Genomic DNA, 23,473 nt, shown 5'->3' with positions numbered 1-23,473 from the left:
CGGGCAGCCTTCAGCTGTCTTTGTCGGCACTCTGCGAATTCTGCGAAGCGGTCTGTTCCGAGGCTTTGGCGTGGTCCTGGCTTTGTTGGGCGAAGACTTCACGTTCATGCTGGATGCTGGCGTTGCGCGCGACGAACGCCTGGGATTCCTCGGCCATGGCCAGAGGCGAAAGCAATACGGACGACAGAACAAAAATACTGGCAAACCCCATGCTGTTGGACATTTGTAGCTACCTTCTTGCGATGCAAGTTTCGTTTTGGTGGGCGTACGGTAGTGCTGAATGTCCGGGGGAAACAGTCGGGTTTTGGAGAAGCACTATTACTTGTAGGGTAATAGTATGAGAGGAATAGCCAGGCAGGTCACAGCCCTTCTGTGGGAGCCGGCCTTGCCGGCGATGAAGGCGACGCGGTCAACCCGACGGGCGGTAGTGGCTGTTGGGGCCTCATCGCCGGCAAGGCCGGCTCCCACAGTTTCAGAGGTATTCATTGGGCTCAAGCCGGCAACAGCATCCCGAAGGTGTTCGCCCCCGCCTGGCTGCGGGCAAACACGCTGCCGCCATGCATCAGCGCAATCGCCTTGACGATTGCCAGCCCCAGCCCGTGGTTGCCACTGCCGCTGTTGCTGCGCGCCGCATCCACGCGGTAGAACCGCTCGAACAACTTGGGCAAGTGCTCATCGCCAATCGCCGGCCCCGGGTTGCTGATGGCAATGCACACCTGGGCCCCCTCGCTGTGGATATGCACCTGAATCACCTGCTGTGGGGCCGTGTGCTGCACCGCATTGTTCAGCAGGTTGATCAGCGCCCGGCGCAACTGCGCCTTCTCGATCCGCGCCTGCGCATCGCCCCTGACCTCGACCCGCACCTGGGCGTCTTCGAGGATGTAATCCAGGTAATCCAGGGTGGTGGCTACTTCCTCTGCCAGCGAACTGCTGGTCAGCGCCGTGGCCTTGCTGCCCTGGTCGGCGCTGGCCAGGAACAGCATGTCGTTGATGATGCTGCGCAGCCGCTCCAGTTCCTCCAGGTTCGATTGCAGCACTTCGAAGTAATGCTCCGCGCTGCGCCCACGGGTCAGCGCGACCTGGGTCTGGCCGATCAGGTTGGTCAGCGGCGAGCGCAACTCGTGGGCCACATCGGCGTTGAACGCCTCCAGCCGCGAGTAGGCCTGGTCGACCTTTTCCAGCGCCGCATTGAACGCCCGCGCGAACTGCTCAAGCTCCGGCGGTAGGGCCGACAAGCGCAAGCGCCCGCTCAGGCGCGGCGGTGCCAGCTCCTGGGCTTCCTGCGACAACGCCAGCAGCGGGCGCAAGCCAATCCGCGCCACCCAATAACTCAACGCCGACGCCAGCAGCACGCCAATCACCGCCAGGCTGATCAAGGCGATCAGCAGGGTGTGCTGGGTATGCCAGAAGGTCTCGGTGTTGATGCCGATCAGAAAGCGCAGCGGTGGGCGGCCTTGCAGGGCCGGCAGCTCGCTGACCAGCACTTTGTACGGGTAAGGGCTGTCGGCCAGGCGCAGGTCACGCATGCCCAGCGGGCCGGCGGCAAAGTGGCGGATATCGGTATCCGGCGTGCCGTACTCGTAGCCTCTGTCGCCACTGACCACCCAGAAGCGAATGCGCCGGTCTTCCTCGCCCAGCAGGTTGAGCTTGTTGGTGATCTTCACCCAGTGCTCCGGCGTACCGAAGCGGGTGAGTGCCGACTCCAACACGCTGTAGCGCGCATCCAGCTCGGCGGCGGGCAGCAGGTCCAGGCTGCGGTCGACCTGCTTGTACAGGGCGCCGCCAATCAACAGGAACACCGCCAGCGCCACCAGGGTGAACAGTGCGCTCAGGCGCAGGGCGATGGAATTAGTTCGCACGGTTTTCCAGGACATAACCCATGCCTCGGATGGTATGCAGCAGCTTGTTCTCGAAGGGCCCGTCAAGCTTGGCGCGCAGTCGCTTGATCGCCACTTCGACGACATTCGCATCGCTGTCGAAATTGATGTCCCAGACCAGCTCGGCAATTGCCGTCTTGGAGAGGATCTCGCCCTGGCGCCGGGCCAGCACGCTGAGCAGCGAGAACTCCTTGGCGGTCAGTTCCAGGCGCTGCCCGGCCCGCGTTGCCTTGCGGCTGATCAGGTCGACCCAAAGATCCGCCACCTGGATCTGCACCGGCTCGTGGCCGCCACTGCGCCGGGTCAGGGCTTGCAGGCGGGCGACCAGCTCAAGGAAGGAAAACGGTTTGCCCAGGTAATCGTCAGCCCCTTCACGCAAGCCGTGGATACGGTCTTCGACCCGCTCACGGGCGGTCAGCATGATCACCGGGGTCTGCTTGCGTGCGCGCAAGGCGCGCAGCACGCCATAGCCGTCCAGGCCCGGCAGCATCACATCGAGGACGATCACCGAATAGTCGCTCTCCAGAGCCAGGTGCAGTCCCTCGATGCCGTCTGGCGCCAGGTCCACCGTGAAGCCCTGCTCGCTGAGGCCGCGGTGCAGGTAGTCGGCGGTTTTCTGTTCGTCTTCGATAATCAGCACGCGCATGGTGGGCTCTCAATGGGCAAGCGGTCGGGACGTCTCGGCGACGTGCCGGCGCCGGTGAAACAGGCGCTCCAGGGCCAAGTATATGACCGGGGTGGTGAACAGTGTCAGCGCCTGGCTGACCAGCAGGCCACCGACCACGGCAATGCCCAGCGGCTGGCGCAACTCGGCGCCGGTGCCGGCACCGAGCATCAGCGGCACCGCACCGAGCAACGCCGCCAGGGTGGTCATGATGATCGGGCGGAACCGCGTGATGCACGCCTGGTGGATTGCTTCCTCCGGCGACATCCCGTGGTGACGCTGCGCCTCCAGGGCGAAGTCGATCAGCAGGATGCCGTTCTTCTTGACGATGCCGATCAGCAGCACCACGCCGATCAGGCCCATGATGGTGAAGTCCTGGCCCATCAGCCACAACAGGATCAACGCCCCCAGGCCGGCGGAGGGCAGGGTGGAGATGATTGTCAGCGGGTGCACGAAGCTCTCGTAGAGCACGCCGAGGATGATGTACACCGCCACCAGCGCACCGAGGATCAGCCAGGGCTGGCTCGACAGCGAACTCTGGAAGGCTTGCGCCGCACCCTGGAAGGTGCCGACGATCGAGGCCGGCATGCCGAGCTCGCGCTGGGTGCGTTCAAGGATCTGCACGGCATCGCCCAGGGCCACGCCCGGCGCCAGGTTGAACGACAGGTTGGCCGCCGGGAACATGCCGTCATGGCTGATCGACAACGGCCCGGTGCTCGGTGCTGCGACCTTGGCCACCGCTGCCAGCGGCACCATCTCGTTGGTCAGTGGCGAGCGCAGGTAGAAGTAGTTGAGGCTCTCGGCCTTGCCGCGTTGGCGCGCGTCCAGTTCGAGGATCACCTTGTACTGGTTGGTCTCGGTCTGGAACTCGCTGATCTGCCGTTGGCCGAAGGCGTCGTACAGCGCCTGGTCGACATCGTTGGTGGTCAGGCCGAAACGGGCGGCGGCCTGGCGGTCGATGTCGATGCGGGTAACGCTGGCGCCCAGCTGCAGGTCGTTGGACAGGTCGCGAAACGCCGGGTTGGCGCGCAGCTTTTCGGTAAGGCGCTGGGCCCAGAGGTTCAGCGCCGGGCCGTCGTTGCTCTTCATCACGTACTGGTACTGGGCGCGGCTGGGGCCCGAACTCAGGTTGATGTCCTGGCCGGCGCGCAGGTACAGCACCACCCCCGGTACCTGGGCCAGTTTGGGGCGGATGCGGTCGATGAACTCGCTGACCGAGATGTCGCGATGGCTGCGGTCCTTGAGCGAGATCCAGAAGCGGCCATTGGCGATGGTCTGGTTGCTGCCGGTGACGCCGACGGCGTGGGAGAGCGCCTTCACCGCCGGGTCGGCCTCGATGATCCTGGCCAGGGCCTTGTGCTTCTCGATCATGTCCGGGTAGGAGACGTCCGAGGCGGCCTCGCTGGTGCCGAGGATGAAACCGGTGTCCTGCACCGGGAAGAAGCCCTTGGGGATCAGCACATACCCGACAACGGCCAGCGCCAGGGTCAGGCCGAAGATCCCGAGCATCAGCCGCTGGTGGGCCAGGGCCTTGATCAGCAAACGTTCGTAGCCGGCCAGCAGGCGTTCGCCGAAGGTTGCCTTGTGCTGCTCGGGGTGTTCGGGCTTGCGCATGAACAGCGCGCACAGGGTCGGCGCCAGGGTCAGCGAGACCACCACCGAGAGCAGGATGGTCGAGGTTGCGGTCAGGGCGAACTCCTTGAACAGCCGGCCGACCACGCCGCCCATGAACAGCAGCGGAATGAACGCGGCCACCAGCGAGAAGCTGATCGAAATCACCGTGAAGCCAATCTCCCCCGAGCCCTTCAACGCGGCTTCGCGCATCGAATCGCCGGCCTCCAGGTGGCGGTGGATGTTCTCCACCACCACGATCGCATCGTCCACCACAAAGCCCACGGCAATCACGATGGCGACCAGGGTCAGGTTGTTCAGGCTGAAGCCGAACAGGTACATCAGGGCAAAGCTGGCAATCAGCGACACGGCCAGCACGCTGGAGACGATCAGCGTGGCCGACCATTGGCGCAGGAACAGCGCCATCACCGCGATCACCAGCAGCACGGCGATCAGCAGGGTGATTTCGACTTCATGCAGCGAGGCGCGGATGGTCTGGGTGCGGTCGTTGAGCACCGAGACCTGCACCGACGCCGGCAGCATGCCCTGCAAGCGCGGCAGGGCGGCCATGACCCGGTCGACGGTTTCGACGATGTTCGCCCCGGGCTGGCGGAACACCACCAGGTTCAGCCCCTGGTCTTCACCGGACCAGGCTTTGACGTAGGCGTTTTCGGCACCGTTGATGACCTTGGCGACATCGCGCAGATGGACCGGCGCGCCGTCGCGGTAGGAGACGATCAGCTGGGCATAGTCCTCGGGGTGGAACAACTGGTCGTTGGCTGCCAGCGTGGACACGCTGTTCTCGCCATACAACGCGCCCTTGGCCAGGTTCAGGCTGGTTTGCTGGATCGCCAGGCGCAAGTCGGCGAGGGTCAGGCCGATGGCGGCGAGTTTCTCCGGCTGGGCCTGCACGCGAATCGCAGGGCGCTGCTGGCCGGTGATGTTGATCAGGCCGACCCCGTCGATCTGGCTCAGTTGGCGGGCCAGCAGGGTTTCGGCGTAGTCGCTCAGTTCATTGGCCGGCATCTGCGCGGAGCTGACCGTGAGGATCAGCACCGGGCTGTCGGCCGGGTTGACCTTGCGCCAGGTCGGCAGGCTCGGCATGTCTTGCGGCAGGGTCGAGGAGGCGGTGTTGATCGCCGCCTGGACTTCCTGGGCGGCGGTGTCGATGCTCTTGTCGAGGGTGAATTGCAGGATCAGGTTGGTCGAGCCCAAGGCGCTGCTCGACGTCATCTGGGTCATGCCGGGGATGGCACTGAACTGCACCTCCAGCGGTGTCGCCACCGACGAGGCCATGGTTTCCGGGCTGGCGCCGGGCAACTGGGCCGACACCTGGATGGTCGGGAAGTCGGCCTCGGGCAGCGGCGCGATGGGCAGGCGCGGGAAGGCGATCACCCCCAGCAGCACCAGGGCGAAGGTCAGCAGCAGGGTGGCTACGGGGCGGTCGATGCACCAGGCCGAAATCGAGCCGCGCGGGTTCATGGCTGCACGCTCGCGCGGGTGAGGTCTTCATTGGCGGGAGCCGGGGTGCTGTTGACCACGATGCGCGAACCGGGCTTGAGCCGCGACTGACCATCGGCCACCAGCACGTCCTTGACCGCCACGCCGCTGATCACGTTGATCGCGCTGTCCTGGTACACCACCTGTACTGGCACGGCCTCGACCTTGTCACCGCTGACCCGGTAGACGAAGTGCTGGTCGATGCCGTTCTGTACCACGCCGGGCGGCACGACCAGGGCATCGCGGTCGATGCCGGTCTGGATCTGCAGGGTCACCAACTGGCCCGGCCACAGGCGGGTCTGGGCATTGTCGAAGGCGGCCTTGGCGCGCAAGGTGCCGGTGCCGGCGGCAATCTGGTTGTCAATCAGGCTCAGGTGGCCCTCGCCGAGCAAGGTGCCGCCGCTGCCGCCGTCACCCTCCAGGAAGGCCCGGATCGGCGCGGCAACGGTGCCGGCAACCAGCCCCTGCAAGGTCGGCAGCCAGCGCTGCGGCAGCGAGAACTCCACCGAGATCGGATCGATCTGGGTCACGCTGAACAGCCCTTGGGTGTCGGTAGTTCGTACCAGGTTGCCCTCATCGACATTGCGAATGCCCACACGGCCGGTAACCGGCGAACGGATCTGGGTATACGACAGCTGCACCTCGGCTGCCGCGATGGCGGCCTGGTTGCCCAGCATCGTGGCTTTCAGCTGGTTGACCAGCGCCTGTTGCTGGTCGAGGGTCTGGCGCGAAATGCCGTTGTCGACACTGAGCAGGCGATAGCGGGTGAGATCGACCTGGGCCACCTGTTGCTGCGCCTGGCTCTGCCCGAGCTGGGCGCGGGCCTGGTCGAGGCTGGCGCGGATGGCCCGGTCGTCGAGGGTGGCGAGCAGGTCGCCCTGCTGCACCGACTGGCCTTCCTTGACCAGGATCCGGGTCAGCACGCCTTCGACCTGCGGCCGGACGATCACGCTGTGCAGCGACTGCACGGTGCCGATGGCACTGATCACATGCGGCACATCCTGCTGCTGCACCGCCACCACGCGCACCGGAATGCCGGTGACCACGGGGGCCTTGGCCGCCTTCGGCGGGCTCAAGGCAACGTAGGCGCCGATGCCCAGCAGAAGGACGGCAAGGCCGATGAAGACCACTCGAGTGCTCGGAGTACGCATGCGTTAAGGCGCCAATACGAAAAGGAGAAGGGGCTATGTGCTGTTTATAGACGCTCAATCGGGTCAGCAGCGTGACCGCTAACTGACAGCCGTGACAGCTGGGTGAAACGGCAGGGATGGCCAAGTGCCAATATGCTGCCTTGGATCAAGGTTTTACAGAATGTTGCAACGTAAAGTCTTACGCCCTGCCGATCCTCCACCCCTTAAAATACAACGAGCGCCTTCGATGAAGAGCAATCTGCCTGTGACCGGTCGCAATGTGGATTACCCCGGTGACGCCAATATTCTCTCTACCACAGACCTGAACAGCCACATCACCTATGCCAATGACGATTTCATCCGCGTCAGTGGTTTTACCCGTGAAGAGCTGATCGGCAACAAACACCATATCGTCCGTCATCCAGACATGCCAAGCCAGGCTTTCGAGCAGATGTGGCAAGCCTTGCAGGGCGGCCGCTCGTGGATGGGGCTGGTGAAGAACCGTTGCAAGAACGGCGACCATTATTGGGTCAGCGCCTTCGCCTCGCCCATCACCAGTGGCGGCAAGACGGTGGAGTACCAGTCGGTGCGCACCAAACCACTGGCGCGCCAGGTCGAGGCAGCCGAGCGCCTGTATGAACAACTGCGCAATGGCCGCCGCAGCTGGCGCCAACGCCTGCCGGTACTCGGCCTGGGCTGGCAACTGGGCCTGGGCTTTGCGCTGGTGATGGCGCTGGTCATGGGCCTGAGCCGCTGGTTGTTGCCCGACTTGCCGGCCAAGGCCTTGATCGAATGGGCCATCGCCTGCGGCCTGGGCGCCGCGCTGATTGCCGTGGTGCTGCGCCCACTGGAAAAGCTGCGGGCCAGGGCCCAGGGCGTGGCTGACAACCCACTGAGCCAGATGCTGTACACCGGGCGGCGCGATGGCATCGGCCAGATCGAGTTCGCCTTGCAGATGCTCGAAGCGCAGATTGGCGCGGTGGTCGGGCGCATTGGCGATACCTCCCGGCGCTTGGCCGGGCATACCGCCGAGTTAGCCCAACACCTGCACCACAGCCACAGCACCAACCTCGGCCAACAAGGCGAAGCGGACCAGGTAGCGGCGGCAATCAACCAGATGGCCGCCAGCGTGGCGGAAGTCGCCAACAGTGCGCAGCAGGCTTCACACGCCGCGGATCAGGCCGAAGATGAAACCCAGGCGGGCCACCAGTTGGTCGACCAGAGCCGCACTGCCATCCTGCAACTGGCCACGGCGCTGGGTTCGGCCACCGATGTTATCCACACCCTGGAGAACCACAGCAGCGAAATTTCCGGGGTGCTTGCGGTTATCCACAGCATCGCCGAGCAGACCAACTTGCTGGCGCTCAACGCGGCCATTGAAGCGGCGCGTGCCGGGGACCATGGGCGTGGCTTCGCGGTGGTTGCCGACGAAGTGCGTGGGCTGGCGCAGCGCACGGCGGAATCGACCGGGGAAATCCAGCGCATGATCCATGCCCTGCAGAACGGCACGCGGGATGCCGTGCAGGCCATGCAGCAGAGCAGCGCGCACGCCGGGCAGAGCGTCGAGCAGGCGCAGCGCGCGGCAAGTGCGCTGGATGGCATCAGCCAGCGGGTCAACCAGATCAGCGAGATGAGCCTGCAGATTGCGGCGGCGGTCGAGCAGCAGAGCCTGGTCAGCGAGGACATCAACCGCAACATCATCAGCATTCGCCAGGCCAGCGAAACCAGCGTGCATGCTGGTCAGCAGGGGCATTCCAGCGCCAGCGACGTGGCCGGGCTGGCCGAAGACCTGCGCCGCCTGGCCGATGAGTTCTGGCGCCGTCGCCAGTCTTGAGTTGGCTTAGAACCCGATGAAGCTGTAGTGCTCGGCGGGTGCGCTGTGGACCAGGGCGCCTGCGCCTTGCAGCTGTTCGATCAGGGCATTGTCGACCACGTGCAGGGCCCAGGGCGCGGGCGCTTCGGATGAGTGCGCATCGACCTCGATGATCGCCGTGTGCAGGGCGCTGGTCAGCGGCAGGTAGGCGGTGAAGCCATTGCCCTTGAGCGCGCTGGTGGTGATGCCCAGGCGTTGGCAGATGAGCGCCTTGGCGCGAATGTCAGCGCGGTCGGCCTGACGGGATTGCTCGATCAATTCAGCCAGGCGCACGTCGACCAGGCGTTGGCCGTGAATCAGTTGCGGGCCGCTGTCCCAGGCTTCGCTCGGGCAATCCTTGGCCTCTGGGCGCAGGGGGATGTGCGGGTTGATTTCCATCGGGTAGATGCGACAGACCAACGGGCGCCGTTCGTAGATGCGGCACAGGTTGTCGGCATCGAGGTTGTGGCAAGCGCCCGGGTTGAACGCGGCGAAAGTGATTGCCACATGGGCTTCGGTGCTGCCGCAGGGTACTGCGCAGGAGCGACGCAGGGCGTGTTCGCGTTGATCGGCGGGCAGGCCCAGGCCGTTGCTGAGGAAGGCTTCGACCAGCACGATGACCTGGCCACCGTCTTCTGCCCATTGGCGCGCTTCGTTCAGGGTGAGTGGAACGTGGTGTCCGTTGCAGCATTTGCCGCAACCGGTGCAGTTGAACTGGATATTGGCGGGGGCGGCGGTGCTCACGGTTTGGCGGGGGTCCATCAGGCGGAAGAGATCAGGCGATTATGCCTGAGAGCGCGCCTGTTGTAGCCGCTGCCGTCAGGCTGCGCTGGAGTCCGCAGGGCTCCCAAAGGCGGCGCCTGCGTTGCAGGCGAGCGCAGCCTGACGGCAGCGGCTACCGAACGCGGGCGCATAGGTCTCAGGCCACGGCCCGCGCCGCAACGATCAGGCAATCGGTCAAGTCCGGTGAAGAGAACTTGGTCAGCACTGCATTCGCCCCCGCCGCCTTGGCCTTCTCGCTGTTCATCGCGCTGTCCAGCGAGGTGTGCAGCAGCACATAAAGGTGCTTGAAGTCGGGCGTTTCACGCAGCGTGCGGGTAAAGGCATAGCCGTCCATCTCGGACATCTCGATGTCCGAGACCACCACGTTGATCTCCTGCGCCGTGCCTTGCAGCTCCAGCAAGGTGTTGATCGCATCCTTGGCGCTACGCGCGGTATGGCACTCGATGCCCAGGCTGCGCAGGGTATGCACCGACTGTTGCAGCGCCACCTGGCTGTCATCCACCACCAGGATATTGGTCAACGCCAACGCGGCGGCATCTTCGGGGCTCAGTTCGTGGGCCGTCACTTCTGGTGGCGGCGGCGCGATCCCGTGGATGACCTTCTCGATATCCAGCACCTGCACCAGGTTGTTGTCCACCCGGGTTACCCCGGTAATGAACGAACGGCTCCCGGCGCCATATGGCGGCGGCTTGATGTCGGTGGTCAGGCAGTGAACGATCTTGCTCACCGCCTGCACATGCAGGCCCTGCTTGGAACGGCTGATGTCAGTGACGATCAGGCAACCGCCTGACGGGTCGGCCAACGGCATTTCGCCAATGGCCCGGGACAGGTCGATCACCGACAGCGAGTTGCCGCGCAACGTCGCCACGCCTTTGACGTGCGGGTGCGACTCCGGCAGGCGGGTCAGGGGCGGGCAGGGAATGATCTCGCTGACCTTGAGCAGGTTGATTGCCATCAGCTTGCCGCTGCGCAGGGTAAAGAGCAGCAGGGACAGCGAGTCCGCGCGAGCGTTTTGCGAGGCCATAAGCAACCTTCAAGGCAAATGAAATAAGGGAGATGCCGGGTTATCGACCCGACAGCCCCGGTCTTTAATCGTGAGCTGCAATCAGCGTAGACCCAGGCGCCGGGCCAGGCGACTGAGGTTGGCGCGGTCCAGCCCCAGTTCGCGCGCAGCGCTGGCCCAGTTCTGTTCATGGCGGGCCAGGGCGGCCTCGATCAGTTGGCGCTGGTAGACGTCCAGCGCCTGGCGCAGGTCGCCCGCGCTGTCGGGCAGTGCTGGCGCCAATTCGGCAGCGTTGATGCCTGGCGCATTGCCGACGCCCGGCAGGTCGAGGTCGCGGGCTTCCAGGCTGAGAATGCGCGGTCGCTCCGGGTGCTGCCCCAGGGCTTTAAGCGACGAACGGCCGATCAAGTGTTCCAGTTCACGCACGTTGCCCGGCCAATCGTAGGCCAGCAGCGCAGCCTGGGCGTCGGGGCTCAGGCGCAGGCTGTTCAGGCCCATGCGCGAGCGGTTCTGCTCAAGGAAGTAGCCGCTGAGCAACAGCACGTCGCGGCCGCGTTCGCGCAGTGCCGGGACCTGCAGCGGGTAGACACTCAGGCGATGGTAGAAGTCGGCGCGGTAGCGCCCGGCGCGTACCTCTTCGGCCAGGTCGCGGTTGGTCGCGGCGATCAGGCGTACATCGACGCGGTGCTCCTGGTCAGAGCCCAGGCGTTGCAGTTGGCCGCTTTGCAGCACGCGCAGCAGCTTGGCCTGCACCGTGAGCGAGAGTTCGCCAACCTCGTCGAGGAACAGCGTGCCGCCGTTGGCCAGCTCGAACTTGCCACGGCGCTCACCTACCGCGCCAGTGAAGGCGCCCCGCACATGGCCGAACAGCTCGCTCTCGACCAGGGTGTCGGGCAGGGCGGCGCAGTTCAGGCTGATCATCGGCTTGTCGGCGCGGGCCGAGGCCTGGTGAATGGCCTGGGCGACCAATTCCTTGCCGACCCCGGTTTCACCGGTGATCAACACCGTTAGGTCGCTGCCACCGACCAGGCGAATCTCTTCGATCAGGCGCTTGTGCACCTTGCTCTGGCCGATCAGTTCCTTGTGTTGCTGGCCGCTGGCCTGGCGGTAGATCTCGGCACGCTGGTGTTCGTCTTCGGCGCGCAGGGCCAGGCGTTCGATGCGCTCGGCAACATTCACCGTGGCGGCAGCCAGGCTGGCGAAAGCCTGCAAGGCATCGCGTTCGGCAGGCTGGAATTGCTCCGGGTCCAGCGCGTCGAGGGTGATCAAGCCCCACGGGCGCTCATCGACAAACAACGGGCAACCCATGCAGTCATGCACCTCCAGGTGCTGGTGCAGGCCTTCGACCAGGCCGTCGTAGGGGTCGGGCAGCTTGCTGTCACTGGCAAAGCGGGTCGGGTCGGGGCTGTCGAGGATCGCCGCAAAGCGCGGGTGCTCGCTGACCTTGAAACGCCGCCCGAGGGTATCGGCGCTCAGCCCGTCGACCGCCAACGGCACCAGCCACTCGCCGTCCAGGCGCAACAGGGCGGCCGCGTCGCAGGGCAGCAGCGCGCGCATGGCTTCGAGCAGGCGACGGTAGCGCTCGCGCTCAGGCAGCTCGCGAGACAGATCGCTGACCAGGGGCAGCAGGGCGGTGAGCAAGGATTTTGCGGTCATAATGACTCCAGTTGGTCATTGTGACTCTATCAGGGTTGTTGTTATTTTGACTTATTAAAATTCAAGTCATTGATTTATAACGATTAAATAGTTGGCATGAAACCTGTAATAGCCAAGGCAGTCATTCAAGAAGCCAAAGGCTCTGGAGTTCGCAATGCTCAATGCCCAAGACCGTGCCATCGTCAAAGCCACTGTCCCCCTGCTGGAAAGCGGTGGCGAAGCGCTGACTACCCATTTCTACCAACTGATGCTCAGCGAATACCCCGAAGTGCGTCCGTTGTTCAACCAGGCCCACCAGGCCAGCGGCGACCAGCCCCGTGCGCTGGCCAATGGCGTGCTGATGTACGCCCGGCACATCGACCAGCTGGAGCAGTTGGGCGGCCTGGTCAGCACCATCATCAACAAGCATGTGGCCTTGCAGATCCTCCCGGAGCATTACCCGATCGTCGGTAGCTGCCTGCTACGTGCCATCGAGGAAGTGCTGGGCAAGGACATCGCCACCCCCGAAGTGATCGCCGCCTGGGGCGCTGCCTATCAACAGTTGGCCGATATCCTCATCGGTGCCGAAGAAGGCATGTACCAGCAGAAAGCCGAAGCACTCGGCGGCTGGCGCGGTGCGCGGGCGTTCAAACTGGCCAAGCGGGTGCAGGAGAGCAGCGAGATCGACTCGTTCTACTTCGCCCCGGTCGACGGCGCGGCGATCCTCAAGGCTGAGCCGGGCCAGTACATTGGTGTGCAGCTGTTTATTGATGGCGAAGAACATCGGCGCAACTACTCGCTGTCGGCGCTGGCCGAAGGCGGCCAGTACCGCATCAGCGTGAAGCGCGAGCAGGGCGGCAAGGTGTCCAACTACCTGCACGCGCAATTGCAGGTGGGTGACACCCTGCAACTGTTCCCGCCATCGGGTGAGTTCACCCTGGCCGCCAGCGACAAACCGCTGGTGCTGATCAGCGGCGGGGTAGGCATCACCCCGACCCTGACCATGCTGGAAGCCGCCCTGGAAAGCGGGCGAGTGGTGCACTTCATTCACAGCGCACGCAATGGTTCGGTACATGCGTTCCGTGGGTGGGTCGATGGGCTGGCGGCGCGTCATCCGCAACTCAAGCGCTTCTATTGCTATGCCGAAGATGACGGTGTGAGCGAGCCTGCCGACGCGCTGGGGATGCTCAGTCGCGATCAGCTTGACCAGTGGCTGCCGCAGGAGCGTGACCTGGATGCGTACTTCCTGGGGCCTAAAGGTTTCATGGCGGCGATCAAGCAGCACCTCAAAGGTTTGGGTGTGCCGGAGAAACAAAGCCGCTACGAGTTCTTCGGGCCGGCGTCTGCGCTGGAGTAAACAGCAGCGGCGGTAACGCTGCCATCGCCGGCAAGGCCGGCTCCCATAGGGAATGCAGTGTGTGCAGCCTGTGTGGGGGTCGGCCTTGGCGGCGATGTTTTTTCGGTTTTGTTCAATGTTAATCCTGCTTTAATCCCTCGAACATTCACTGCCCATGGCGCACTCCAGGAACCTTCCGGGTTCTGAAAGGTCAAGGGCAGCGTGTAGACTTGCGCACAACGGACACCTGTCTGGGTCTACCTACCAATCGAAGGACACAGGAATGAACGAGCAAACTCAGCACCTGAATCGGGAGCGGCGCTTTCTGGTGCTGCTGGGCATGATCTGTCTGGCGCTGATCGGCGGCGCGCTGTACATGCAGATCGTCCTCGGCGAGGCCCCGTGCCCGCTGTGCATCCTGCAACGCTATGCACTGCTGTTCATCGCCCTGTTTGCCTTTATCGGTGCAGCCATGCCCGGCAAGCGCAGCCTGACCGTGTTCGAAGGGCTGGTAGTGCTCAGCGCCATCGGCGGCATCGCGGCGGCCGGCAACCACGTCTATACCCTCGCCAACCCGGATGTCAGCTGCGGCATCGATACCCTGCAACCGATCGTCGACGGGCTGCCGCTGGCTTCCGTGCTGCCGCTGGTGTTCCAGGTCGATGGTTTCTGCTCCACCCCGTACCCGCCGGTACTCGGCCTGTCCCTGGCGCAGTGGGCCCTGGTGGCCTTTGTCCTGACCGCCGTGCTGGTGCCGTTGGGCATCTGGCGCAACCGCCGTCAGGCTTAGACAAAAGTCCCGTGTTGATGCAAGTCAGACGTGCAATGGAATTTTCACATTGCACCGCACACGGGTACTTTGTGGAACGCTACAACCCTTGTGGGACGTGCGTTCCAAGGTCGCTTGAAGGGGTGCGACAAACTGTCGCGAAACTGATTTTCAGGGTGCTATTGTTGCAGGATCTGCAAAGGACTGTTGCGTAATAAGTCATAGTCAATGGGGGGCGACCTCACTACAATCGCCCCCAATTTCCGTTCGGCACCGCTTGCGAGTCGCAGGATTAAAGGAGCCCCAGGCCCCTTTCGCTGACTCTGACGAGCATCGCCTGCGGCGATGCCGGGCTGACCCCCTCCGTGATTTCCCGCACCAAATGGAATTGGTCTGAATGCAGGCCGTTGCCTACTGAAGTCAAAACAATAAACACCGCATGACCGGTTTTGCCGTGCAGCCCCCGCTGGAAGCACAAGGTACGACCGTATTCGATCCCAAAATGCTAACGCTTGGCAGGACGAAGTGTTGGCGACCAAAACACAAATTGCATTGAAGCAAGCTGCTCTAGAGGTCGTGAGATGAGTAAAAAGCGTTACCCCAGACTGTTTGGCATTTTGCCCTTTTTAGGCATGCTTTTACTCAGTGGGTGCAACTGGACCCTGATCGATGCGAAGGGCCAAGTCGGCATTGAGCAAAAGAACCTGATCCTGATCGCTACCGGCCTGATGTTGCTGGTGGTGATTCCTGTCATTTTCATGACCCTCGCGTTTGCCTGGAAGTACCGCGCCTCGAACAAGGCCGCTACCTACACGCCTGACTGGTCGCACTCGACCAAGATCGAAATCGCGGTCTGGACCATTCCAGTACTCATCATCATTGCCCTGGGCTGGGTCACCTACAAGACCACCCACGAGCTGGACCCGTATCGTCCGCTGGTTTCCGACGTGAAGCCGGTGCAGATCGACGTGGTCGCTCTGGACTGGAAATGGCTGTTCATCTACCCGGAACAAGGCATTGCCACGGTCAACAAGATCGTCTTCCCGGCCAACACGCCAGTGAACTTCCGCGTGACCTCCGATGCGGTGATGAACTCGTTCTTCATCCCGGGTCTGGGCGGCCAGATCTACGCAATGGCTGGCATGACCACCAAGTTGCACCTGATCGCCAACGAGAACGCTGAGTTCGACGGTATTTCCGCCAACTACAGCGGTGCTGGTTTCACCGGCATGAAGTTCAAGGCAACCGCCACCTCCCAGGCCGATTTCGAGGCATGGGTGAACGAAGTCAAGCAGTCGCCTAAGCAGCTGGATAAAGCGGAATACGAAGCTTTGGCCAAGGCTAGCGAAAACAACCCGGTTGCGCTCTACAGCGTGGCTCCGGAAAACATGTTCCAGACCATCGTCGACAAGTACGAAGGCATGAACCGTGGCAAGCCGGTAGTGCACGAGAAGAAAGAGCACGTTGAAGCGGCCGGCACCGAAGGGATGGACGTGAGTATGCATTCAGCTGCTGGGGCAGAGGAGTAAAAGATGTTCGGTAAACTAAGTCTGGACGCGGTCCCGTACCACGAGCCGATAGTCATGGTGACACTCGCCATGATTGCGCTCGGCGGTCTCGCGTTGATTGGTCTCATCACCTACTTCCGCAAGTGGACCTACTTGTGGACCGAGTGGTTGACCTCGGTCGACCACAAGAAAATCGGGGTGATGTACATCATCGTCGCGATGGTCATGCTGCTGCGCGGCTTTGCCGACGCCATCATGATGCGGATGCAGTTGGCTGCGGCCACTGGCGGATCCGAAGGCTACCTGCCGCCTGAACACTATGACCAGATCTTCACCGCGCACGGTGTGATCATGATCATCTTCATGGCGATGCCGTTCTTCACCGGCCTGATGAACCTGGCCCTGCCTCTGCAGATCGGTGCACGTGACGTTGCCTTCCCGTTCTTGAACTCCCTGAGCTTCTGGCTGCTGGTGTCCGGCGTTGCGCTGGTCAACATCTCCCTGGGCGTTGGTGAATTCGCCAAGACTGGCTGGGTTGCATATCCGCCGCTGTCGGGCATCCAGTACAGCCCTGGCGTGGGCATGGACTACTACATCTGGGCACTCCAGATCTCGGGTCTGGGTACAACGCTGACGGGCGTCAACTTCCTTGCCACCGTGCTGAAAATGCGCGCCCCTGGCATGAAGCTGATGGACATGCCGATCTTCACCTGGACCTGCACCTGGGCAAACGTCCTGATCGTGGCTTCGTTCCCGATCCTGACCGCTACCCTGGCACTGCTGACCGTTGACCGTTATCTGGACTTCCACATCTTCACCAACGAGCTTGGTGGGAACCCGATGATGTACGTCAACCTGTTCTGGGCGTGGGGTCACCCTGAGGTGTACATCCTCATCCTGCCAGCGTTCGGCGTGTTCTCTGAAGTCATCTCGACCTTCACCGGCAAGCGACTGTTCGGCCACAAGTCGATGATCTACGCTTCCGGCGCGATCTCGGTCCTGGGCTTTGCGGTCTGGCTGCACCACTTCTTCACCATGGGGTCTGGCGCGAGCGTCAACACCTTCTTCGGTTTGGCGACGATGCTTATTTCGATCCCGACCGGTGTGAAGTTGTTCAACTGGCTATTCACGATCTACCAGGGCCGCCTGCGCTTCACCGCGCCTGTACTCTGGACCCTGGGCTTCATGGTCACCTTCTCCATCGGTGGCATGACCGGCGTACTGCTGGCCGTTCCAGGTGCTGACTTCGTTCTGCACAACAGCCTGTTCGTCATTGCTCACTTCCACAACGTGATCATCGGTGGTGCGGTGTTCGGCTACATTGCCGGCTTCGCCTTCTGGTTCCCGAAAGCCTTCGGTTTCACCCTGAACGAGAAGTGGGGCAAAGCTGCCTTCTGGTTCTGGATCTCCGGCTTCTACGTGGCCTTCATGCCACTGTACGCACTGGGCTTCATGGGTATGACCCGTCGTCTGAACCACTCCGACAACCCGGCGTGGGAACCGTACCTGTACGTTGCCGTTGCCGGCGCCGTGCTGATCCTGTTCGGTATCGCTTGCCAGCTGATCCAGATCTACGTCTCGGTTCGCGATCGCAAGGACAACATGGACGTCACTGGCGACCCATGGAACGGCCACACCCTGGAATGGTCGACTTCGTCGCCACCGCCGTTCTACAACTTCGCCACCATGCCTAAAGAAGTTGGCCTGGATGCGTGGACTGAAACCAAGCGTGCTGGTGACGCGTACAAGGCGCCTGCCAAGTACTCCGCGATCCACATGCCTAACAACACTGCCACTGGCGTGTACATGGGCGCGTTGATCACTGTGTTCGGCTTCGCTTTCGTCTGGCACATCTGGTGGTTGGTAGGTGCAAGCCTGCTGGCAACCATCGCGGTCTTCGTTGCTCACGCTGCGCGTGACGACCAGGGCTACATGGTTCCTGCCGAGGAAGTGGCGCGCATCGAAGGTGAGCGTCTGAAGCACCTCGGTCTGGCTACCGGCTCGCCTACTGGCGCGCGTGTCGAATCGTTTGAACGGGTTTAATCAATGTCCAGTCATGTAATCAATGCTGATGTTGCTCATGGTCATGACCATGAGCATGAGGAACACCACGACTCCGGCGAGATGACCGTATTCGGTTTCTGGCTGTACCTGATGACCGACTGCATCCTGTTTGCGTCGATCTTCGCTGCGTACGCGGTGCTGTCCGGCAACTTTGCCGGCGGCCCGTCGGGTCACGACATCTTCGAGCTGCCGTATGTACTGGCTGAAACAGCGCTGCTGCTGTTCTCCAGTATCACCTTCGGCTTTGCCATGCTGCAGATGTACAAGGGCAACAAGAAGGGCGTGCTGGGCTGGTTGGCCATCACCTTCCTGCTGGGTGCCGGCTTCATCGCGATGGAAATCAACGAATTCCATCTGCTGATCAGCGAGGGCTACGGCCCTCAGCGTAGCGGCTTCCTGTCGGCGTTCTTCGCCCTGGTCGGCACCCACGGTCTGCACGTGACCGGCGGTCTGATCTGGATGGCAGTGATGATGTACCAGATCAACAAGCACGGTATCACCGGGACCAACAAGACCCGCATGAGCTGCCTGAGCCTGTTCTGGCACTTCCTGGACGTGGTCTGGATCTGCGTGTTCACCGTCGTTTATCTGTTGGGGGTTCTGTAAATGGCCAATGCCCATAACCATGCCGAAGCCAGCCATGGCAGCGTGAAGTCCTACGCAATCGGTTTCATCCTGTCGGTGATCCTGACCGTCATTCCGTTCGGCCTGGTGATGTACCCAAGCCTGCCGAAGGACATGACCATCCTGATCGTGGTGGCTTTCGCCGTGATCCAGATTGTCGTTCACCTGTACTACTTCCTGCACCTGGACACTTCGCCTGCTCAGCGGTCGAACGTCAGTGCCGGTTTGTTCACCGCAGTGGTTATCGCCCTGTTGGTCGGCCTGTCGCTGTGGATCATGTTCAGCATCCACACCAACATGATGGCGAAGTGAGGTAAGTCCGCATGTCCATTAAGCACTTTATCCAAATCACCAAACCGGGGATCATTTTCGGTAACGTGCTTTCTGTGGCAGGCGGTTTCTTCCTTGCCGCGCAAGGGCATGTCGACTTCATGCTGTTCCTGGCCACGGTGATTGGCACTTCGCTGGTGGTGGCGTCCGGTTGCGTGTTCAACAACTGCATCGACCGTGACATCGACATCAAGATGGAGCGCACCAAGAACCGTGCAATGGTTCAGGGGCAGATCTCGCTGAAAGTCGCGCTGGTCTACGCCACCCTCCTGGGGGTGGCCGGGCTTGGCCTGCTGTATGTGCAGGCCAATGCCCTGGCGGCGCTGTTCGGCCTGATCGGCTTCGTGATCTACGTCGGCTTCTACAGCCTGTACCTGAAGCGCAAATCGGTGCACGGCACCCTGGTTGGCAGCCTGTCCGGTGCCATGCCTCCGGTGATCGGCTATTGCGCCGTGAGCGGTACCTTCGACCTGGCTGCACTGACCCTGTTGGTGATGTTCAGCCTGTGGCAGATGCCGCATTCCTACGCCATCGCGATCTTCCGCTTCAACGATTACCTGGCTGCATCGATTCCGGTGTTGCCAGTGAAGCGCGGCATCCTGGTGGCCAAGAAGCACATCCTCTGGTACATCGTGGCCTTCCTCGTGGCGACCCTGATGCTCACCTTCGGCGGCTACGCCGGTATGAGCTACCTGGCCGTTGCTGCGGCGATGGGCATGTACTGGCTGTACATGGCCTGGACCGGCTACAAGGCAGTGGATGATCGTGTCTGGGCACGCAAGCTGTTCGTGTTCTCGATCTTCACCATCACCGCGCTGAGCGTGATGATGTCGCTGGACACCAAGGTGCCCGCCGAGCTGCTGCTGACCTACGCACACTGAGTGTGATGGGTTGAACAAAAAAACGCCCCGGGCCGCAAGGTCCGGGGCGTTTTTGTTTGTGCGCGATTCAGCGCACCAGCACGTCGACGTCGGCGCAGGGCAATGGGTCGAGCTCGACGTGCTGCGGTTCGGTCGTGTACATCAGCAGGTGCGGCTCCAGGCGGATGCTCGCACTGAGCTGGTAGGTGTGGCCGGGGTGCAGCAGTGCGCGGTCCAGGGTCAGGCAGTAGTGCAGGGGAATCTCACCGCCTACGCGCATGCAGTGGCTGGCCAGGGTCACGTAGGCACCGTCCTCCAGGGTTGTGTCGAGCAGCTCGACGGTGAGCGTGGTGCCTGGCAGCAGGGTGATCGGCTGGGGGTAACTGACGTGGCCCTTGAGGTAGGCAAAACGTGTGCTGTGCATGGTCGAGCGTCCTTGTCGCAGGGGGAGGCTGGCAAGCCTGCGCGGACTCGCTAGGCGCTGCCAGCCAGCAGCCTTTCCCACAGGTCGGCAGGCCTGCCCTCTGATTGGCAGACCATAGCGCTTGCTAGCGTAAGCCCCACTCAACCATGGAGGGGAGATCACACATGAGCGTATTCACGGTGTATTTTTGCGGAACGGGCTCGCACCGTTTCGACCACAAGAACCCCAATTTCTGGAATGGTGAGCTGGTGTCCACGCTGGCCTCCAATGACCAGGGCAAGGAGTTCGCCAACTGGGTGGTCATCGACGGCCCGGGCAGTGGCAACCTGCAGGCCGATGACCTGTTCGTGAAGACTGCGGCGTACGGGTTGACCGGCACCCTGTTTGGCACCGGCTGGGAAGAAAACGTCGCCCATGCCCTGCAGATGATCAAGGGGCGTTGCGACTGGCGGCGCATCGAACTGAGCGAGGCCGAGTACAACCGGCTCAAGGCGGCGGGGGTACCCATCGACGACCTGGAGGAGTCCGGGTCGTGGCTGTGGCGGCGTTACAACTACGGCAAGCGCGGCATTACCCCGCAGCAGTTGCAGGAGCAGATCATCAAGATGTTCCGCCGGGACGGGCTGATCCCGACCCAGGTCAACCTGGTGGGTTGGAGCCGTGGCGGGATCAGCTGTCACATGTTGGCCAATGCCATGTTCAAGGATGCGCAATTGCGGCATGTGCCGGTGAACATCTTTGCCGTCGACCCGGTGCCCGGGGTGCTCAACCTGCAGGAGCATCGCATCCAGCTGGAGGCCAACGTGAAGGAGTACGTGGGCTTCTACTCGCGTGACGAGCGTTCCAAGGGCTTTGCCTGCGTGATCCCGGCATTGCGCGGCAATGCCCGGATGCACATCTATCCGCTGCCTGGGCGGCACGCCACCCTGGTTGGCAATGCCTCGCTGGACGGGGCAGGGGCGGGCAAGGTGCTGACCCAGCCGGGGCTGATCGTGCGGCATTTTGCCGAGTGCTGTCTGACGCGTTGGGGGGTGAAGCTGGACAAGCGTTTGCAACTGACGGACAGGCAACTGATGGATTATCACCGTGAGCTGATGCGTGATGATCTGCGGTATCAGGCGATGCGTTCGCAGTCCTACACGCTGTTGACCGAAGGCGATGTGGCCGAGCGTTTTGTCCATCAGGGCTTGCGCGGGACCGGGTTTGGCCAGGTCAAGGGCAACCCGCTGGTGCCGCTGACTGGCTTGGCGGTGAGCAGTTGGGATGTGACGGCCTATAAGCATCTGCGTTGATCAGGCGGGCGCCATCGCCGGCAAGGCCGGCTCCCACAGTTAGCGTGGTGCTTGCAGGTCTTGTGGGAGCCGGCCTTGCCGGCGATAGCCGCCGTGAGTACGACAGCGCTTTACAGGGCCCCCCGCAAAGCCCTATCTTCTCCCTCGGCCACCGCAGTGGCCAGCGTCGCTCGGACGGTTCCGGGCGCTTACGTCTTTCGAGGAAACCATGGCTGACCAAGGTTCGCCGCGCCGCTTTGCGCGCATTGATCGTCTCCCCCCATACGTCTTCAACATCACCGCCGAACTCAAGATGGCTGCACGCCGTCGTGGCGAGGACATCATCGACTTGAGCATGGGCAACCCCGACGGGGCTACGCCACCGCACATCGTCGAAAAACTGGTCCAGGTCGCCCAGCGCGAAGACACCCACGGCTACTCCACCTCCCGCGGCATTCCGCGCCTGCGCCGGGCCATTTCGCGCTGGTACAAGGACCGCTACGAGGTCGAGATTGACCCGGAAAGCGAAGCCATCGTCACCATCGGTTCCAAAGAGGGCCTGGCGCACTTGATGCTCGCCACCCTCGACCATGGCGATACCGTGCTGGTGCCCAACCCCAGCTACCCGATCCATATCTACGGCGCGGTCATCGCCGGCGCCCAGGTGCGTTCGGTGCCGTTGATTCCCGGCGTGGACTTCTTCAACGAGCTGGAGCGGGCGATTCGCGAATCGATCCCCAAGCCGAAGATGATGATCCTGGGCTTCCCGTCCAACCCGACCGCACAGTGCGTCGAGCTGGACTTTTTCGAACGCGTGGTGGCCCTGGCCAAGCAGTACGACGTCCTGGTGATCCACGACCTGGCCTACGCCGACATCGTCTACGACGGCTGGAAAGCCCCGTCGATCATGCAGGTGCCGGGCGCCAAGGACATTGCGGTGGAGTTCTTCACCCTGTCCAAGAGCTACAACATGGCGGGCTGGCGGATCGGCTTCATGGTCGGCAACCCGGAGCTGGTCAACGCCCTGGCGCGGATCAAGAGCTACCACGACTACGGCACCTTCACCCCGCTGCAAGTGGCGGCCATCGCCGCACTGGAAGGTGACCAGCAGTGTGTGCTGGATATCGCCGAGCAGTACCGCCAGCGGCGCAATGTGCTGGTCAAGGGGCTGCACGAGATGGGCTGGATGGTCGAGAACCCCAAGGCGTCGATGTATGTCTGGGCGAAGATCCCGGAGCAGTACGCGCATCTGGGTTCGCTGGAGTTCGCCAAGAAGATGCTGGCTGAAGCCAAGGTCTGCGTGTCACCGGGGATTGGTTTTGGTGACTATGGCGACGACCATGTGCGTTTCGCCCTGATCGAGAACCAGGACCGCATCCGCCAGGCGGTGCGCGGTATCCGGCAGATGTTCCGGGCTGACGCCAAGTAATAGGTTCCACGCGAACTGTATGGGCCGGCCATGCCGGCCCATACACAAGTCTCTACCGCCAGGCGCTTCATGCCCTTCCGACGGCGGACATTTTTTCTTTCATTCCCCCTCTTCTCAATACCCTGCCGTTCAATAAGAATAGCCGCCGGGATTCTCCCTAATAACGATAAATCCCCCTCCCTCTCCCCCAGATCCCTTCTAGATCATGTCTGATAACAATCCGTGTATGACTTGTGGCGCCTGCTGCGCGCATTTTCGTGTGTCTTTCTTCTGGGGTGAGTGCACATCGTCCGGGGGTATCGTGCCCGATGACCTGGTGGTGCAGATCAACCCGACCCGGGTGGCGATGATCGGCACCGACGCCAAGCCGACCCGCTGCATCGCCCTGGCTGGCGAGGTGGGCAGTTGCGTGAGTTGCACTATTTATGAACAGCGCAGTACCCCGTGCCGGGAGTTCGATGCAGCCTGGGTAAACGGTGAAGCCAACCCTAGCTGCGACGCCGCCCGCGCCGCCCACGGCCTGCCGCCGCTGGAGGCCAATGAGCCGCTCTGGCCGCTGGAAGACGACAACGCGGTGGCCTGACTGCTACCGTTCGTCTGATTATCTTAGTAAGCCCTGTGCTGAAGCCCAGGGTTCCCGTGCTTCTTTACCAAAGTATTAACACTATTTTTAGTAGGCCTTTTCCTGCGTGGATCCAACGCGACGGCTACATATTCCTGCAATGGAACCAGTAGCCGCCAAGGTCAGGCTGTTCGACAAGTAGTGTGTGAGGATTCCACGGCGCCGCGCCAGACACGCATTC

General features: G+C 62.4%; 20 protein-coding genes and 1 pseudogene. 12 read left to right on the top strand and 9 right to left on the bottom strand.

The features are described 5' to 3' along the window. Window positions 1–10 precede the first annotated feature (10 nt). From M5G11_RS11975 to M5G11_RS11955, 5 genes are all read right to left on the bottom strand, one after another. Window positions 11–223 carry a hypothetical protein gene (locus M5G11_RS11975; RefSeq protein WP_273911658.1) on the bottom strand — a complete coding sequence of 71 codons (213 nt, stop codon included), beginning with the start codon at window positions 221–223 and terminating at the stop codon, window positions 11–13. 268 nt (window positions 224–491) lie between these two features. Further along, entirely contained in the window at window positions 492–1,874 is a 1,383-nt protein-coding gene (locus M5G11_RS11970; RefSeq protein ID WP_273911659.1) for a heavy metal sensor histidine kinase, read from the bottom strand. After that, window positions 1,849–2,523 carry a heavy metal response regulator transcription factor gene (locus M5G11_RS11965; RefSeq protein ID WP_273911660.1) on the bottom strand — a complete coding sequence of 225 codons (675 nt, stop codon included), beginning with the start codon at window positions 2,521–2,523 and terminating at the stop codon, window positions 1,849–1,851. The genes M5G11_RS11970 and M5G11_RS11965 overlap by 26 nt, the downstream gene beginning before the upstream one ends. A gap of 9 nt (window positions 2,524–2,532) precedes the next feature. Beyond that, window positions 2,533–5,634, bottom strand: coding sequence for a multidrug efflux RND transporter permease subunit (locus M5G11_RS11960; protein WP_273911661.1), 3,102 nt, complete (start codon window positions 5,632–5,634; stop codon window positions 2,533–2,535). Next, on the bottom strand, window positions 5,631–6,803 hold the full coding sequence (locus tag M5G11_RS11955) for an efflux RND transporter periplasmic adaptor subunit (RefSeq protein ID WP_273911662.1): 1,173 nt from the start codon (window positions 6,801–6,803) through the stop codon (window positions 5,631–5,633). The genes M5G11_RS11960 and M5G11_RS11955 overlap by 4 nt, the downstream gene beginning before the upstream one ends. Window positions 6,804–6,963: 160 nt before the next feature. Here M5G11_RS11955 and M5G11_RS27565 point away from each other — a divergent pair. Together M5G11_RS27565 and M5G11_RS11950 are read left to right on the top strand one after the other, a co-directional pair. Beyond that, a pseudogene (locus M5G11_RS27565) lies at window positions 6,964–7,311 on the top strand (PAS domain-containing protein); the annotation flags it as partial. Window positions 7,312–7,551: 240 nt separating this feature from the next. Continuing rightward, a complete protein-coding gene (locus tag M5G11_RS11950) occupies window positions 7,552–8,616 on the top strand; it encodes a methyl-accepting chemotaxis protein (protein WP_420793826.1) in 1,065 nt (354 codons plus the stop codon). 6 nt (window positions 8,617–8,622) lie between these two features. Here the strand turns inward: M5G11_RS11950 and M5G11_RS11945 are convergent, their stop codons facing one another. From M5G11_RS11945 to norR, 3 genes are all read right to left on the bottom strand, one after another. Next, window positions 8,623–9,396 (bottom strand): YkgJ family cysteine cluster protein, encoded by a 774-nt coding sequence (locus tag M5G11_RS11945; RefSeq protein ID WP_273911664.1) that lies wholly within the window; start codon window positions 9,394–9,396, stop codon window positions 8,623–8,625. Between the two features lie 157 nt (window positions 9,397–9,553). Beyond that, the gene (locus M5G11_RS11940) at window positions 9,554–10,441 is read right to left on the bottom strand and encodes a chemotaxis protein (RefSeq protein WP_273911665.1); all 888 of its coding nucleotides are present in this window, start codon (window positions 10,439–10,441) and stop codon (window positions 9,554–9,556) included. A gap of 81 nt (window positions 10,442–10,522) precedes the next feature. Then, a complete protein-coding gene (gene norR / locus M5G11_RS11935) occupies window positions 10,523–12,076 on the bottom strand; it encodes a nitric oxide reductase transcriptional regulator NorR (protein ID WP_273911666.1) in 1,554 nt (517 codons plus the stop codon). Between the two features lie 154 nt (window positions 12,077–12,230). Between norR and hmpA the strand changes: the two genes are divergently transcribed. The 7 genes from hmpA (at window position 12,231) to cyoE (ending at window position 19,567) form a co-directional block, all read left to right on the top strand. Then, complete coding sequence (hmpA, locus tag M5G11_RS11930) at window positions 12,231–13,412, top strand: NO-inducible flavohemoprotein (protein ID WP_273911667.1); 1,182 nt, start codon at window positions 12,231–12,233, stop codon at window positions 13,410–13,412. A gap of 262 nt (window positions 13,413–13,674) precedes the next feature. Next, the gene (locus tag M5G11_RS11925; RefSeq protein WP_273925286.1) at window positions 13,675–14,181 is read left to right on the top strand and encodes a disulfide bond formation protein B; all 507 of its coding nucleotides are present in this window, start codon (window positions 13,675–13,677) and stop codon (window positions 14,179–14,181) included. Window positions 14,182–14,741: 560 nt separating this feature from the next. Then, window positions 14,742–15,689 (top strand): ubiquinol oxidase subunit II, encoded by a 948-nt coding sequence (gene cyoA / locus M5G11_RS11920; protein ID WP_273911669.1) that lies wholly within the window; start codon window positions 14,742–14,744, stop codon window positions 15,687–15,689. Window positions 15,690–15,692: 3 nt separating this feature from the next. Next, window positions 15,693–17,711, top strand: a complete 2,019-nt coding sequence (gene cyoB, locus M5G11_RS11915) for a cytochrome o ubiquinol oxidase subunit I (RefSeq protein ID WP_273911670.1) — start codon at window positions 15,693–15,695, stop codon at window positions 17,709–17,711. Window positions 17,712–17,714: 3 nt separating this feature from the next. Next, on the top strand, window positions 17,715–18,338 hold the full coding sequence (cyoC, locus tag M5G11_RS11910; protein ID WP_273911671.1) for a cytochrome o ubiquinol oxidase subunit III: 624 nt from the start codon (window positions 17,715–17,717) through the stop codon (window positions 18,336–18,338). Continuing rightward, the gene (gene cyoD / locus M5G11_RS11905; protein WP_273911672.1) at window positions 18,339–18,668 is read left to right on the top strand and encodes a cytochrome o ubiquinol oxidase subunit IV; all 330 of its coding nucleotides are present in this window, start codon (window positions 18,339–18,341) and stop codon (window positions 18,666–18,668) included. An 11-nt stretch (window positions 18,669–18,679) separates the two neighbouring features. After that, window positions 18,680–19,567 carry a heme o synthase gene (gene cyoE, locus M5G11_RS11900; RefSeq protein ID WP_273911673.1) on the top strand — a complete coding sequence of 296 codons (888 nt, stop codon included), beginning with the start codon at window positions 18,680–18,682 and terminating at the stop codon, window positions 19,565–19,567. 67 nt (window positions 19,568–19,634) lie between these two features. On the opposite strand, the gene M5G11_RS11895 is transcribed toward cyoE, so the two are convergent. Continuing rightward, window positions 19,635–19,970, bottom strand: coding sequence for a YbaY family lipoprotein (locus M5G11_RS11895; RefSeq protein WP_273911674.1), 336 nt, complete (start codon window positions 19,968–19,970; stop codon window positions 19,635–19,637). Window positions 19,971–20,134: 164 nt separating this feature from the next. Between M5G11_RS11895 and M5G11_RS11890 the strand changes: the two genes are divergently transcribed. The 3 genes from M5G11_RS11890 (at window position 20,135) to M5G11_RS11880 (ending at window position 23,253) form a co-directional block, all read left to right on the top strand. Next, on the top strand, window positions 20,135–21,262 hold the full coding sequence (locus M5G11_RS11890; protein ID WP_273911675.1) for a hypothetical protein: 1,128 nt from the start codon (window positions 20,135–20,137) through the stop codon (window positions 21,260–21,262). A 208-nt stretch (window positions 21,263–21,470) separates the two neighbouring features. After that, the gene (gene alaC / locus M5G11_RS11885) at window positions 21,471–22,670 is read left to right on the top strand and encodes an alanine transaminase (protein ID WP_273911676.1); all 1,200 of its coding nucleotides are present in this window, start codon (window positions 21,471–21,473) and stop codon (window positions 22,668–22,670) included. A 205-nt stretch (window positions 22,671–22,875) separates the two neighbouring features. Further along, a complete protein-coding gene (locus tag M5G11_RS11880; RefSeq protein WP_273911677.1) occupies window positions 22,876–23,253 on the top strand; it encodes a YkgJ family cysteine cluster protein in 378 nt (125 codons plus the stop codon). The last annotated feature ends 220 nt before the right edge of the window (window positions 23,254–23,473 follow it).

The sequence above is a fragment of the Pseudomonas fontis genome (genome assembly GCF_028656955.1).
In the GTDB taxonomy this organism is placed as follows: domain Bacteria; phylum Pseudomonadota; class Gammaproteobacteria; order Pseudomonadales; family Pseudomonadaceae; genus Aquipseudomonas; species Aquipseudomonas fontis.
Note: the sequence above shows the minus strand (reverse complement) of the source record. Positions and strands in the feature narration are given on the sequence as shown.

Excerpts from the sequence above, each read along its gene's own strand:
- cyoD (WP_273911672.1), top strand. The coding sequence starts at position 18,339 with ATGGCCAATGCCCATAACCATGCCGAAGCCAGCCATGGCAGCGTGAAG.
- norR (WP_273911666.1), bottom strand. The coding sequence starts at position 12,076 with ATGACCGCAAAATCCTTGCTCACCGCCCTGCTGCCCCTGGTCAGCGAT.
- M5G11_RS11925 (WP_273925286.1), top strand. The coding sequence starts at position 13,675 with ATGAACGAGCAAACTCAGCACCTGAATCGGGAGCGGCGCTTTCTGGTG.
- M5G11_RS11895 (WP_273911674.1), bottom strand. The coding sequence starts at position 19,970 with ATGCACAGCACACGTTTTGCCTACCTCAAGGGCCACGTCAGTTACCCC.
- M5G11_RS11940 (WP_273911665.1), bottom strand. The coding sequence starts at position 10,441 with ATGGCCTCGCAAAACGCTCGCGCGGACTCGCTGTCCCTGCTGCTCTTT.
- M5G11_RS11960 (WP_273911661.1), bottom strand. The coding sequence starts at position 5,634 with ATGAACCCGCGCGGCTCGATTTCGGCCTGGTGCATCGACCGCCCCGTA.
- M5G11_RS11945 (WP_273911664.1), bottom strand. The coding sequence starts at position 9,396 with ATGGACCCCCGCCAAACCGTGAGCACCGCCGCCCCCGCCAATATCCAG.
- M5G11_RS11970 (WP_273911659.1), bottom strand. The coding sequence starts at position 1,874 with ATGTCCTGGAAAACCGTGCGAACTAATTCCATCGCCCTGCGCCTGAGC.
- cyoC (WP_273911671.1), top strand. The coding sequence starts at position 17,715 with ATGTCCAGTCATGTAATCAATGCTGATGTTGCTCATGGTCATGACCAT.
- hmpA (WP_273911667.1), top strand. The coding sequence starts at position 12,231 with ATGCTCAATGCCCAAGACCGTGCCATCGTCAAAGCCACTGTCCCCCTG.
- M5G11_RS11880 (WP_273911677.1), top strand. The coding sequence starts at position 22,876 with ATGTCTGATAACAATCCGTGTATGACTTGTGGCGCCTGCTGCGCGCAT.
- cyoA (WP_273911669.1), top strand. The coding sequence starts at position 14,742 with ATGAGTAAAAAGCGTTACCCCAGACTGTTTGGCATTTTGCCCTTTTTA.
- M5G11_RS11975 (WP_273911658.1), bottom strand. The coding sequence starts at position 223 with ATGTCCAACAGCATGGGGTTTGCCAGTATTTTTGTTCTGTCGTCCGTA.
- M5G11_RS11965 (WP_273911660.1), bottom strand. The coding sequence starts at position 2,523 with ATGCGCGTGCTGATTATCGAAGACGAACAGAAAACCGCCGACTACCTG.
- M5G11_RS11955 (WP_273911662.1), bottom strand. The coding sequence starts at position 6,803 with ATGCGTACTCCGAGCACTCGAGTGGTCTTCATCGGCCTTGCCGTCCTT.
- alaC (WP_273911676.1), top strand. The coding sequence starts at position 21,471 with ATGGCTGACCAAGGTTCGCCGCGCCGCTTTGCGCGCATTGATCGTCTC.
- M5G11_RS11890 (WP_273911675.1), top strand. The coding sequence starts at position 20,135 with ATGAGCGTATTCACGGTGTATTTTTGCGGAACGGGCTCGCACCGTTTC.
- cyoB (WP_273911670.1), top strand. The coding sequence starts at position 15,693 with ATGTTCGGTAAACTAAGTCTGGACGCGGTCCCGTACCACGAGCCGATA.
- cyoE (WP_273911673.1), top strand. The coding sequence starts at position 18,680 with ATGTCCATTAAGCACTTTATCCAAATCACCAAACCGGGGATCATTTTC.